Source organism: Sphingomonas cavernae (assembly GCF_003590775.1).
Lineage (GTDB): Bacteria > Pseudomonadota > Alphaproteobacteria > Sphingomonadales > Sphingomonadaceae > Sphingobium_A > Sphingobium_A cavernae.
Window position 1 is genome coordinate 40,925 of record NZ_QYUM01000002.1, and the last position, 12,548, is coordinate 53,472.

Genomic DNA, 12,548 nt, shown 5'->3' on the forward strand with positions numbered 1-12,548 from the left:
GCCACGACAATGAGAGAGGGGGGCTCAAATGGCTGATGCTGTGCAAGTCAAGGTACCGACCTGGTTCTGGGTCGTCGCGGTGCTGGCGCTGCTTTGGGAACTGATGGGCGTCGCCGCCTATGTCAGCGACGTCACCATGACGCAGGCCGATCTCGCCGCGCTGCCCGAGGGGCAACGCCAGCTCTATGCCACAATGCCACCGTGGGTAACCGCGGCCTATGCGATAGCGGTGTTCGGCGGCGCGTTGGGCGCGATGGCGCTTCTGATGCGCCGCAACTGGGCGCGGATGCTCTTCATCATCTCGATGATCGCCGTGATCTGCCAGTTCGGCTGGTCTTTCGGCATCGCCAGGGCGCACGAGATCGTCGGCGCCAATGCGCTGCTCTTCCCCGCGCTTATCGTCCTGATCGCGATCGCGCTCGTGTGGTTCTCCGGCATGTCCACCAGGCGCGGCTGGCTGCGGTAGGGGCTAGCGATGAAGAAGATCTGCATCGCACTGCTGCTGGGCGGGGCCGGCACCGCCGTGCTGGCGCAGGACGTGTCGTCCAAACCAGCGAGCGCTTCAACCAAGGCAGCAAACCGGCAAATCATCGACGGGCTCGACATGGGCGACCGACGTGACGAGACGTTCAGTACCCGCGGTTTTGTCGCCACGCGAACCGACCCGGTTATCCGCGCGGCCGACGGTGGCGTGGCATGGGATCTCAGCCGCTATGACTGGGTGAAGGGTGACGCGCCCGACACGGTCAACGCGAGCCTGTGGCGCCAGATGAAGCTGCTCAAGGCGCACGGTCTCTACAAGCTGACCGAGGGCGTCTGGCAGGTCCGCGGCTTCGATATTTCCAACATGACCGTGATCAAGGGCCGAACCGGATGGATCCTGATCGACCCATTGCTCGGGCAGGAGACCGCACGCGCGGCGCTTGATCTCGTCAACGCCAATCTCGGCAATCGCCCGGTGACCGCCGTCATCTACACCCACAGCCATGGCGACCATTTTGGCGGGGTGCGTGGTGTCGTCGACGAAGCCGACGTCACAGCGGGCAAAGTCGCGATCGTCGCGCCCGACCGGCTGATCGAGGAGGCGATCGCCGAGAATGTCATTGCGGGCAATGCAATGGGGCGGCGCGCGACCTATCAGTTCGGTTCGGCGCTCACGCCGGGCGAACGCGGCCAGATGGGTTCGGGCATTGGGCCGGGCACCTCGGCGGGAGGGATCACCCTCCTCGCTCCCACCGATCTGGTCAAGGCGACGGGCGACACGCGCACGATCGACGGCGTGACGTTCGAATTTCAGATGGTGCCCGAATCCGAAGCGCCTTCGGAATTCAACCTGTATCTCCCGGCGCAAAAGGCCTTGATCATTGGCGAGATCGCAGTGCCGACGCTGCATAATATCCAGACGCCGCGTGGTGCGCTGGTCCGCGATGCGTTGAAGTGGGCGGGCTATCTGACCCAGGCGGTCCGGCTTTACGGCGATCGGAGCGATGTTGTCGCCGCGAGCCATGGCTGGCCACGCTTCGGCCAGAACGAGGTAAAGCAATATCTGACACTTCAGCGCGACAACTACAAATTCCTGCACGACCAGAGCGTGCGCCTGATGAATGCAGGGCTCACCGCCGAAGAAATCGCGGAAACGATCACACCCCCACCCGTCATCGCCCGGCAATGGTTCAATCGCGGCTATTACGGGACGTACAGCCACAATTCGAAAGCGGTCTATCATCGCTATATGGGCTGGTATGACGGCGTTCCTGCGCATCTCGATCCGCTTCCGCCCGTCGAAGTCGGGAAGCGCTATGTCGCGGCGATCGGCGGGCAGGCGCAGGTGCTCACGCTTGGCAGGGCTGCTATCCGGGCTGGCGATTATCGCTGGGCGGGCGAATTGCTCAATCACCTCGTATCGGCGGAACCCGCCAATGGCGACGCGCGCGCTCTGCTCGCGGACGCCTATGAACAACTGGGCTACCAGGCGGAATCTGCGATCTGGCGCAACATGTATCTGATGGGGGCACTCGAACTGCGCGGAAAACCCGATGCGCCCAGCCGACTGCAGGGTCTCGACCTGCTTCGCGCAACGCCGACGCCAATGCTGTTGGATGCGATCGCAACCCGGCTGAACCCTGCCGTGATCGGCGATCGCGCGATGACGCTGAATCTTGTCTTCACCGACCGCAAGGAGCGCGCGCTGATAAGCGTCCGCAATGCGGTGCTCGTGCCCGAAATGGATCAGGCAGAGGCTAGCCCGACCGCGACGCTGACGGGACCGCGCGCGCTGTTCCTTGGCCTGTTCTTCCAGAAGACGCCGGTCGCACAGCTCGAAAGCGCGGGGCTGAAGGTCACCGGCGACAAGGCCGCTATCACTGCGCTGCAGGCTGCATTGCAGGCCCCCGACCCCGGCTTCGCGATCGTCACACCCTGACGCTCAGCCGCTACATTTCCCCGCGTTCGCGGCGGATTGCATACCATTTCTGCACATTGGCGTTGTGCTGGCCAAGAGTCTCGGCGAACACGTGCCCGCCCTTCCCGTCCGCGACGAAGTATAGATAGTTGGTCTGCGCCGGATCGAGCACCGCGGCGATCGATTCTCGTCCCGGATTGGCGATGGGCCCGACCGGCAAGCCCACGATCGCATAGGTATTGTAGCCGTTTACGGCCGTCAGCTCTGAACGCAGGATGCGGCGCCCCAGTGGCTTGCCCTTGGTCACCGGATAGATCGTTGTGGGATCGGCCTGCAATTTCATGCCCTGTTTCAGGCGGTTGGTATAGACTGACGCCACTGTGCGCCGTTCGGACGGCACGCCGGTTTCCTTCTCTACGATCGAGGCAAGCGTCACCGCCTGCGCCGGCGTCGAAACCGCGATGCCCGGCTTGCGCTTCGCCCAAAGCTCGGCAAGCGTCTTGTCCATCGCAGCCTGCATGCGCTTGACCACCGCCGCGCGGCGCTCACCGCGTTCGAAGCTGTAGCTGTCGGGCAGAACCGAGCCCTCACGCGGCACCGCGACGGTGCCCGTAAGCAGAGGTTCCTTCATCAGCTTTTCATGCACGAGTATCGACGGCATGCCCTCGGGAACCGTCACGAAACGCTGAAGCGTCCTGCCGCTCTGCAGCATCTCGAGAATTTCGGATGCGCTGAGACCCGCGGGGATCCGGTATTCGCCCGAATGGATCGGCGCGTCGTCTCCGAGAAACTTCGCAAAGGTCAGGAAACTGCCAGCGGAGCCGATCGCCCCCGCCTCCTCGAGCTGACGCGCAGCCGAGGTCAGCGACGACCCGTCCTTGATCAGGACGGTGATTTCCCTTTCCGCCGGTCCCGGACCATACCAACGGAACAGGGTGAATGCCCCGATCGCAAGCGCGGCCGCAACGATGAAGCCGAAGCAGCCGAGCTTGCGCATGGAATCAGAGCGCCCGCATCACCAGGCTGGCATTAGTGCCGCCGAAGCCGAAGCTGTTGTTGAGCACGGCCTTGATCGGACGCTCCTTGGCGACGTGCGGCACGAGGTCGACGCCGTTGCAGCCTTCGGACGGGTTGTCGAGGTTGAGCGTCGGCGGGGCGATCTGATCGCGCATCGCGAGCAGACAGAAGATCGATTCGACCGCGCCGGCGCCACCGAGAAGGTGACCGATAGCCGATTTGGTCGAGCTCATCGAAAGATCGCCGATCGCATTGCCAAACAGACGGCGGACTGCACCCAGCTCAAGCTCGTCGCCCAACGGAGTCGATGTGCCGTGCGCGTTGATATAGTCGATGTCGCTGAGCGCGAGCCCCGACTTCTTCATCGCCATTTCCATCGAACGGAACGCGCCCGAACCCTCGGGGTGCGGTGCGGTCACGTGATAGGCGTCGCCCGACAGCCCATAACCGATCACTTCGCCATAGATCTTGGCACCACGCTTCTTGGCGCGCTCATATTCTTCAAGCACGACAACGCCCGCGCCCTCGCCCATCACGAAACCGTCGCGATCGACGTCATAGGGGCGCGATGCCTTTTCGGGCGTGTCATTGAAGTTGGTCGAAAGCGCGCGAGCCTGTGCGAAGCCGGCGATGCCGATCGGGCAGATCGTGCTTTCGGCACCGCCCGCGAGCATGACGTCGGCATCGTCCATCGCGATCATGCGCGCGGCATCGCCGATCGAGTGCGCGCCCGTCGAACAGGCAGTGACAACCGCATGATTGGGGCCCATCAGCCCGTATTTGATGCTGACCTGACCCGAGATGAGATTGATCAGGCGGCCGTGGACGAAATGCGGCGAAACGCGGCGCGGACCCTTTTCATAGAGCACGATCGATTCGGCCTCGATCCCCGGCAGACCACCGATGCCCGAGCCGATCGAGCAGCCCGCGCGAAAACGCTCTTCCTCGCTCATGTCGGTGAGGCCCGCATCCTCGAGCGCCTGTCCGGCCGCATCGATGCCATAGACGATGAAGGGATCGACCTGGCGCTGCACCTTGTGATCGACGCGCTTTCCCGCATCGAAACCATATTCATGGTCGGCGGGCTTCACTTCGCACGCGATACGGCACTGGTAATCGGTCGCATCGAAGCGCGTGATCGTGCCCGCGCCCGATTTCGACGCGATGATGTTTTTCCAGGCGGTTTCGACGTCCGCTCCAAGCGGTGTGACGAGTCCCAGTCCGGTTACCACTACGCGGCGCATAAATTCACTCCATCAAGGCGATCGCGCGCAGGCCATTGCCCGCCCCTCGCGATATATCAACAATGCAGTTGCTCAGAAACAAAACGGCTCCCCGGCCCTCTAGTCCCGGGTCGGGGAGCCGCTCAAAACTGTTTCGGCTCTTAAGAAGAGGCCTTATCAGCCCTTGTTGGCGTCGATGAAGGAGATTGCGTCCTTCACCGTCGAGATCTTTTCCGCAGCATCGTCGGGAATTTCGACGCCGAACTCTTCCTCGAACGCCATAACCAGCTCAACGATGTCGAGGCTGTCCGCGCCCAGATCATCGATGAAGCTCGCGTCTTCGGTGACCTTCTCGGCCTCGACGCCGAGATGTTCGACGACGATCTTCTTTACGCGGTCGGCAGTCTCGCTCATGTAGAGCTCCTTCTCTTAACGGTTGTTCATGGGCTGCACTAGTCGGGCGGCGGAAACCTTGCAAGCCCCGCCACGCGCCCGCTCGCTCAAATCATCGCCATTCCGCCGTTTACATGCAGAGTCTGGCCCGTGACATAAGTCGCTTCTCGGCTTGCGAGATAGACGACCGCGGCGCCGATGTCATCGCCCTCGCCCAGCTTGCCGGCGGGGATTCGCGCGGTCAGCGCTTCCTTCTGCGCGTCTGGCAGCACATCTGTCATCGCCGAGCGGATGAAGCCGGGCGCAACGCAATTGACGGTGATGCCCCTGCTGGCAAGCTCCTGCGCCAGCGCTTTGGACATCCCCACCAGCCCCGCCTTGGAGGCGGCATAGTTGGCCTGACCAGGATTGCCCGTCGCGCCGACGACCGACGTGATCGAGATGATGCGCCCGAAACGCGCCTTCATCATCGGCTTGGCGGCGGCGCGGCAGAGCCGGAATGCGGCCTCGAGATTGACGCGGATCACCTGATCCCATTCCTCGTCCTTCATGCGCATGGCCAGATTGTCACGCGTGACACCCGCATTGTTGACGAGGATGTCGAGCTGGCCCAGCGCCTCGACTGCCTGCGGAACAAGCGCATCAACCGCGGCCCCATCGGACAGGTTGCATGGCAGCGCCACATGATCATCACCCAGTTCGGCTCGAAATGCCTCCAGCTTTTCGACATTCGATCCCGAGATAGCAAGACGCGCCCCCTGCGCCGCCAAGGCCCTCGCCACCGCCGAACCAATGCCCCCCGAAGCGCCGGTCACCAACGCGCTCATCCCTGTCAAATCGAACATTTCTTCTTCCCTATATTTGGTTCGCGCGGAGGCGCGGAGACGCGGAGGGCTTGTAGCCGTTGACCAGCCGCCGAACACCTTCCTTCAACGTTGCGCCGCCGAAATTGATAAGCAGCCCTACGGGCTGTTTCGTCAGCCTCAAATAGGTCAGCAACTGTTTCGCATGCGAAGCATGCAACTGATCAACCGATTTGATTTCCACAAGCAACCGCTCGTCGACCAGTAAGTCGACCCGAAACGCCGCGTCGAAGCGCAAGCCTTCAAATTCTATATCGATGGGCTTCTGACGCGAAACAAGATAGCCCATCTCCACCAGCTTAGCCGCTAAGACGGTCTCATAAACGGATTCAAGCAGGCCGGGCCCAAGTTCGCGGTGCAGCCGAAGCGCCACATGGAGCACGTCTCCGCTGATCTCCTCGATGTCCTTCATCCGCTCCCCCTCCGCGCCTCCGCGCCTCCGCGCGCATTCAATTACAGCGTCTTCAACAGCGCCTCGATATCATCCATCGTTATCACGCTTGTCGCTTCCACTTCACCGGTAGCGCTGCGCTTCACCATCGGCCCGAGCACCTTGCCGCCGAACTCGACGAAATGCGCCACGCCAGCCGCCTCCATTGCGATGACCGACTCGTGCCAGCGCACGCGCCCCGTCACCTGCTCGACGAGCAACGTGCGGATCGTGTCGGGATCGGCGACGGGGGCGGCGGTGACATTGGCATAGACCGGCACCAGCGGCGCCCGCAGCGCAGCCTTGCCCAGCGCCTCTGCCATCGCATCGGCAGCGGGTTGCATCAGCGGGCAATGGAAAGGCGCAGAAACGGGCAGCAGTACGCCGCGCTTGATCCCGTGATCCTTGACCAGCGCGATCGCACGCTCGATTGCGCCCTTGTGCCCCGAGATCACGACCTGGCCCGGATCGTTGTCATTGGCGACGGTACAGACCTCACCTTCCGCCGCCGCATCGGCCAGCGCCTGCGCCTTTTCGATATCGGCGCCCAAAAGTGCGGCCATCGCACCCACGCCGACAGGCACCGCAGCCTGCATCGCCTGACCGCGCAGCTTGAGCAGCTTTGCCGTTGTCGCCAGGTCAAACGCATCGGCTGCGCACAACGCGCTATATTCGCCAAGGCTGTGCCCGGCGACGAATGATGCCTTGTCGGCAAGGCGGACACCGCCTTCCTTCTCGAGTACGCGCAGGGTCGCAATCGCATTCGCCATGATCGCGGGCTGGGCATTCTCGGTGAGGGTGAGCTGGTCTTCGGGACCATCGGTCATCAGCTTGAAGAGGTTCTGTCCAAGCGCGTCGTCCACTTCCTGGAACACCTCGCGCGCGATAACGCTCGCATCCGCTAATGCCCTGCCCATCCCGACGGCCTGGCTGCCCTGGCCGGGAAAAATGAAAGCACGCATGATCCTTTTCGCTCCTGTTACAAATCGCGACACAATTTCGATTGGCGCTGAAAACCGGTTGCGGCAGGGACTAGATAGCCAATGGGCGTAGCGCAAGCGGCCCAGATTTAATTTGAGGTTCATCAGTGGCGGGGAGTTAATGCAAGGGTGCGTATCAGACCTTTCCTTACCCTGAGCCTCGCGGCGTTGACCGCAGCCTGCGCGGTCGGCCCCGACTATCGCCCTACGCCGGCGATCGATCTTGGCGTTCCTGACACCTATACGCGCGGCGGCGGGGAGCGTTTGTCGCCGCTGGTTCTCTCGATCTGGTGGAAGCGGTTCAACGATCCCGCGCTCAATGCGCTGATCGATCGCGCGATGACAGAAAATCTCGATCTGGCGCAAAGTACAGCGCGGCTGAAGCAGGCACGCGAATCGCTCGTTCAGGCACGCGCGGGTCAGTTGCCCAGCGTCGATGGCTCCGCCGGAGCGGGGCGCAATTTCAGCAACAGCTCCGCCGATCGCAGCAGCTTTTCGATCGGTGGCGACGCGGCGTGGGAGATCGACCTGTTCGGCGGCATCAGTCGCGGGATCGAAGCGGCACGCGCCGATGCCGAGGGGGCCGAATACGATCTTGCCGCCGTTCGCGTTGCGATCGTTTCGGAGGTTGTGACCAACTATGTCCAGCTCCGTCTGGCGCAGGAACAGATCCGCATCGCACGCGAAACGCTGACCAACGATCGCGAGAACTACGACATCGCCCGGTGGCGCGTTCAGGCCGGCCTCGTCTCATCGCTCGACGAGGAGCAGGCACGTGCGCAGCTCGCGCGAACCGCTGCATCGATTCCGCGGATCGAGACGAGCTTTTCGGGTGCGCTCAACCGCATCGCGGTCCTGACCGGCCAGGCGCCAGGCGCTGCCACGCAGGCGCTCGAAAAGAGCGAACCGATCCCTATCGCGCCCACCGACATCGCCACCGGCGTTCCCGCAGATACGCTGCGCCAGCGCCCCGACATTCGCGGCGCAGAACGCACGCTGGCGGCCGCTACCGCTCGCATCGGCGTTGCCGAGGCTGAACTTTACCCCGCGCTGCGAATCACCGGCAACATTGGCACGAGCGCTTTTTCGCTGGGCGGCCTCGCGGATACGATCACCGGCGGACTGTTCTCGGGCCTCAGCCAGACAATCTTCGACGGCGGCCGCCGGCGCTCGCAGGTCCGATCGCAGCAGGCGGCCGCTGAAGGCGCGTTCGCGGCCTATCGCCAGAGCGTCCTCACCGGCCTCGAAGATGTCGAGAATGCGCTGGTCGCGCTCGACTCCTCCCGCGCGCGCGCTGAACAGCTCGCGATCGCGCTCGATGCGGCCAACAACTCCGCGATCCTTGCGCGCAGCCAGTATCGCGCGGGGCTCACCGATTTCCAGACGCTGCTCCAGACCGAGCAATCACTGCTCATCGCACGCGAAAGCTATGCCGCGATACAGGCCGATACGGCGCTGTCGATCGTGCAACTCTATCGCGCGCTCGGCGGCGGCTGGCAGACCATGGATGGAATGACCCAATGAACGATTCGGTATCGGTGCCGCAGAGCGAACTCGGCGACTTCCTCGGCGCAAAGCCCGAGGCGCCATGGCGCAAATGGGTGATCCGCGGTGTCATCGGCGTCACGCTGCTCGCGATCCTTTTCCTGTTGTCACGCTGCTTTGCGGGCGATGCCACGCCCAACTACACGACCCGCGAGGTGCGTCGCGGCGACCTGACGGTTACCGTATCTGCAACGGGCAATCTCAAGCCCATCAACCAGGTCGATGTCGGTTCGGAACAGTCGGGCAAGATCACGCAGGTCTTCGTCGATGTGAACGACCGTGTGGTGAAGGGACAAAGGCTCGCCGAGCTCGATACCCGACGACTGATCGACAATGTGGCGCAGAATCGTTCGCAGGTCGCCTCCGCGCAGGCCGGGGCGGCGCAACAGGAAGCGAGCCTCGCGCTCGCCAAGGCAACGCTTGACCGTCAGGAGGAAGTCTACCGGATTTCAGGCGGCAAGGTGCCATCGAAGACCGAGATGGACAGCGCGCGCGCGAACTACCGGCAGGCAGTCGCATCGCTGCGTTCGGCAAGGGCGCAGGTCGGCGTCGCCCAGTCGCAGCTTTCGACGGCGCAGACCAACCTGGATATCGCGCAGATCGTGTCGCCCGTAACCGGGGTCGTGCTCTCGCGCGCCATCGAACCCGGACAGACCGTCGCCGCGTCATTCAATGCGCCCGTGCTGTTCACCATCGCTGAAGACCTCAAGCAGATGGAGGTCGAAGTTTCGGTCGACGAAGCCGATGTCGGCCAGGTCCAGAACGGCCAAGCGGCGACCTTCACCGTCGATGCCTTTCCGGGACGCAATTTCCCGGCACAGATCACGCGCGTGAATGTCGGTTCCAACGCAGCCAGCAGTTCGTCGTCTTCATCGTCTTCCACGTCCTCATCATCGAGTTCCGGCACGGTCGTCGCCTATACCGCAGTGCTATCGGTCCAGAATGCCGACGAAACGCTGCGCCCGGGCATGACCGCGACCGCGGACATCGTCACAAAGCAGTTGCAAGACGTGCTGCTGGTCCCCAATTCCGCGCTCCGTTTCAATCCTCAGCAGGCGGGAAGCGGCAACCAGCGCGGCGGAATTACCAGCCAGATCGTCCCCGGCCCCCGCCGCTTCGGCAACCGCGCGACGCAATCGGTCAGCTTCGGCCCCGGCAGCCGACAAACCGTCTATGTCGTCGGCGCGGACGGAAAGCCCAAGGCCGTCAACGTCGTCATCGGCGACAGCGATGGTTCGCGCACCGTCATCACCGGCGGCGAGCTGAAGGAAGGCATGAAGGTCATTACCGGCCAACTCGCAGAGGGTCAGCAAGCGCCCGAGGCCGATCGCGCCAACGGGAACGGCGTCAGCCGCCAGCGCTCACGCGACAGCCAGCAGCCCGGCAACGCGACCGCGCCTGCACGCCCAGCGACGCCCGCGAGCAACGCGACATCGGCGGCGCCCGCAATCGCTCCGCAGGCCGCGGCGAAGGTCTCCGCGGCGTCCGCCGCTGCGGGCAACAGCGTGGGCCCCACGAGCGAACGCCCGCGGCTCCGCGACATGACACCCGAACAGCGACGCGCATTCCTCGACAGCCTCACGCCCGAGCAGCGAGAAGAATTCCGCAAGCGCCGCGAAGAACGACGAGCGCAAGCGGCGGCGGCCGATGGCGAATGATCCGATCATCCGGCTGCGCGGAGTCACCAAGACCTATGGCAGCGGCCCCACGGCCTTCCAGGCGCTGAAAGGCGTTGATTTGGAGATCGAGCGCGGGGATTTCGTCGCGGTCATGGGGCCCTCGGGCTCGGGAAAGTCGACGACGATGAACATCCTCGGCTGCCTCGACGTGCCCACAAGCGGCGAATTTCGCTTCCACGGCCATCATGTCGAGCGGCTCGACCGCGACCAGCGCGCGCTGCTCCGCCGCAAATATCTTGGCTTCGTCTTCCAGGGATTCAACCTGCTGTCGCGCACGACGGCGCTCGAGAATGTGGAGCTGCCACTTCTCTATCGCGGCGAAGATCGGCAGACGCGCCACGCATCGGGGCTCGCCGCGCTCGACAAGGTCGGGCTCAAACCCTGGTGGGATCACACCCCCGCCGAGCTTTCGGGCGGCCAGCAGCAGCGCGTGGCGATCGCGCGCGCGATCGTCACCAACCCGGACGTGCTGCTCGCCGACGAACCGACTGGCAATCTCGACAGCGAACGGTCAATAGAGATTATGGAACTGTTGACCGATCTCAACCGCAACAGCGGCATCACCGTGCTGATGGTGACGCACGAGGCAGACATGGCCGCCTTTGCGCGCACCATCGTCCACTTCAAGGACGGCCTCGTCGAATCGATCGAAAAGGGAGCGCGGTCGTGAGCGCCTGGCCTGCCCCCCTGCCCGTCACCCTGAACTTGTTTCAGGGTCCATACGATCTCTCCATTCGCTCCAGCGTGTCCCTATGGATGCTGAAACGAGTTCGGCATGACGATGGGCTACGGGACTACACATCATGCTAGGTACCACGGTCACCCTCGCCTTCCGCGCTATCATGCGCCACAAGCTGCGCTCGTTCCTGACGACGCTTGGCATTATCATCGGCGTGGCCGCGGTCATCACGATGACAACGCTCGGCAACGGCGCCACCGCCGCAGTGCGCGAGCAGATCTCCAGCCTTGGCGCAAATATTCTCCAGCTCCGCCCTGGCCAGGGTTTCGGTCGCGGAGGCGGCGGACCACGCCCGCCCGACTTCAAACCCGAGGACGTTACAGCGATCGCGCAGCAGATCACAGGCGTCCGCGCGGTCGCTCCACAGGCCCAGAGCTCGGGCCAGGCGATCTATGAGGGCAACAACTGGAACACGACGGTCAACGGCACCACCGCATCCTATTTTGAAGCGCAGCAATGGGCGCTGGAATCGGGGCGGCTGTTCATGCCCGAGGAAGAGGAAGCGGGTAAGCCCGTTTGCATCATCGGCGGAACGCTCAGGCGCAACCTGTTCAGGCAGGAAGACCCCGTCGGCAAGCGCTTCCGGATCAAGGGCGTGAGCTGCCAGGTGATCGGCTTGCTCGCGACGCGCGGTCAGGGCGGTTTTGGACAGGATCAGGACGATGTGGTCGTGATGCCGATCAAATTCGTCCAGCGCCGTTTCACGGGCAATCGCGACATCGGACTGATCATGGTGGCCGTGGATGACGCCTATGAGACGGCCACGGTTCAGGCCTCGCTTGAGGATCTGATGCGCGAACGGCGGCGGATAAAGCCTGGTGACGCCGACAATTTCAACGTGTTCGACACCAAGCAGATCTCCGACACCTTGACGGGTACCACGACCATCCTGACCCAGATTGTCGGCGCTGTCGCCGCGATATCGCTGCTCGTCGGCGGAATCGGCATCATGAACATCATGCTGGTGTCGGTCACCGAGCGGACGCGCGAAATCGGCATTCGCCTTGCCATCGGTGCCGTCGCAAACGAGGTGTTGCTCCAGTTCCTCGTCGAGGCGGTCGTGCTCTCATGTCTCGGCGGCCTGATCGGCATGTTCCTCGCGCTCATTGCGTCGATCGCAATCGCACCCCTGATGCAGGTGCCCTTCATCTTTGACTGGCAGATCAACCTGCTCGCCGTTGTCTTCTCTGCAGCGATCGGGGTTATCTTCGGTTACTTTCCGGCGCGGCGCGCAGCTTCGCTCAATCCGATCGACGCGCTTCGCCATGAGTAACGGGA

At 63.4% G+C, this 12,548-nt stretch carries 12 protein-coding genes; 6 read left to right on the forward strand and 6 right to left on the reverse strand.

The features are described from left to right. The first annotated feature begins 28 nt into the window (after positions 1 to 28). The gene (locus D3876_RS00465; protein WP_119759180.1) at positions 29 to 466 is read left to right on the forward strand and encodes a hypothetical protein; all 438 of its coding nucleotides are present in this window, start codon (positions 29 to 31) and stop codon (positions 464 to 466) included. A gap of 9 nt (positions 467 to 475) precedes the next feature. Then, on the forward strand, positions 476 to 2,422 hold the full coding sequence (locus D3876_RS00470; protein WP_119759181.1) for an alkyl/aryl-sulfatase: 1,947 nt from the start codon (positions 476 to 478) through the stop codon (positions 2,420 to 2,422). Positions 2,423 to 2,432: 10 nt separating this feature from the next. On the opposite strand, the gene mltG is transcribed toward D3876_RS00470, so the two are convergent. The 6 genes from mltG to fabD all read right to left on the reverse strand — a co-directional run bounded on the left by mltG (position 2,433) and on the right by fabD (position 7,289). Continuing rightward, the gene (mltG, locus tag D3876_RS00475) at positions 2,433 to 3,398 is read right to left on the reverse strand and encodes an endolytic transglycosylase MltG (RefSeq protein ID WP_119759182.1); all 966 of its coding nucleotides are present in this window, start codon (positions 3,396 to 3,398) and stop codon (positions 2,433 to 2,435) included. A gap of 4 nt (positions 3,399 to 3,402) precedes the next feature. Then, a complete protein-coding gene (fabF, locus tag D3876_RS00480; RefSeq protein WP_119759183.1) occupies positions 3,403 to 4,662 on the reverse strand; it encodes a beta-ketoacyl-ACP synthase II in 1,260 nt (419 codons plus the stop codon). A 156-nt stretch (positions 4,663 to 4,818) separates the two neighbouring features. After that, on the reverse strand, positions 4,819 to 5,055 hold the full coding sequence (locus D3876_RS00485) for an acyl carrier protein (RefSeq protein ID WP_119759184.1): 237 nt from the start codon (positions 5,053 to 5,055) through the stop codon (positions 4,819 to 4,821). 86 nt (positions 5,056 to 5,141) lie between these two features. After that, a complete protein-coding gene (fabG, locus tag D3876_RS00490; RefSeq protein WP_119759185.1) occupies positions 5,142 to 5,879 on the reverse strand; it encodes a 3-oxoacyl-[acyl-carrier-protein] reductase in 738 nt (245 codons plus the stop codon). Positions 5,880 to 5,889: 10 nt separating this feature from the next. Continuing rightward, entirely contained in the window at positions 5,890 to 6,309 is a 420-nt protein-coding gene (locus D3876_RS00495) for a GxxExxY protein (RefSeq protein WP_119759186.1), read from the reverse strand. A 41-nt stretch (positions 6,310 to 6,350) separates the two neighbouring features. Beyond that, positions 6,351 to 7,289: an ACP S-malonyltransferase gene (gene fabD / locus D3876_RS00500; protein ID WP_119759187.1), complete on the reverse strand. Its 939-nt coding sequence runs from the start codon at positions 7,287 to 7,289 to the stop codon at positions 6,351 to 6,353. A 147-nt stretch (positions 7,290 to 7,436) separates the two neighbouring features. On the opposite strand from fabD, the gene D3876_RS00505 reads away from it, so the two are divergent. The 4 genes from D3876_RS00505 to D3876_RS00520 all read left to right on the forward strand — a co-directional run bounded on the left by D3876_RS00505 (position 7,437) and on the right by D3876_RS00520 (position 12,543). Then, positions 7,437 to 8,831, forward strand: coding sequence for an efflux transporter outer membrane subunit (locus tag D3876_RS00505; protein WP_119759188.1), 1,395 nt, complete (start codon positions 7,437 to 7,439; stop codon positions 8,829 to 8,831). Then, positions 8,828 to 10,510, forward strand: coding sequence for an efflux RND transporter periplasmic adaptor subunit (locus tag D3876_RS00510; protein ID WP_119759189.1), 1,683 nt, complete (start codon positions 8,828 to 8,830; stop codon positions 10,508 to 10,510). Before D3876_RS00505 ends, D3876_RS00510 begins: the two co-directional genes overlap by 4 nt. Beyond that, positions 10,500 to 11,201 carry an ABC transporter ATP-binding protein gene (locus tag D3876_RS00515; RefSeq protein WP_119759190.1) on the forward strand — a complete coding sequence of 234 codons (702 nt, stop codon included), beginning with the start codon at positions 10,500 to 10,502 and terminating at the stop codon, positions 11,199 to 11,201. The genes D3876_RS00510 and D3876_RS00515 overlap by 11 nt, the downstream gene beginning before the upstream one ends. A 133-nt stretch (positions 11,202 to 11,334) precedes the next feature. Beyond that, positions 11,335 to 12,543, forward strand: a complete 1,209-nt coding sequence (locus tag D3876_RS00520) for an ABC transporter permease (RefSeq protein ID WP_119759191.1) — start codon at positions 11,335 to 11,337, stop codon at positions 12,541 to 12,543. Positions 12,544 to 12,548: the final 5 nt, after the last annotated feature.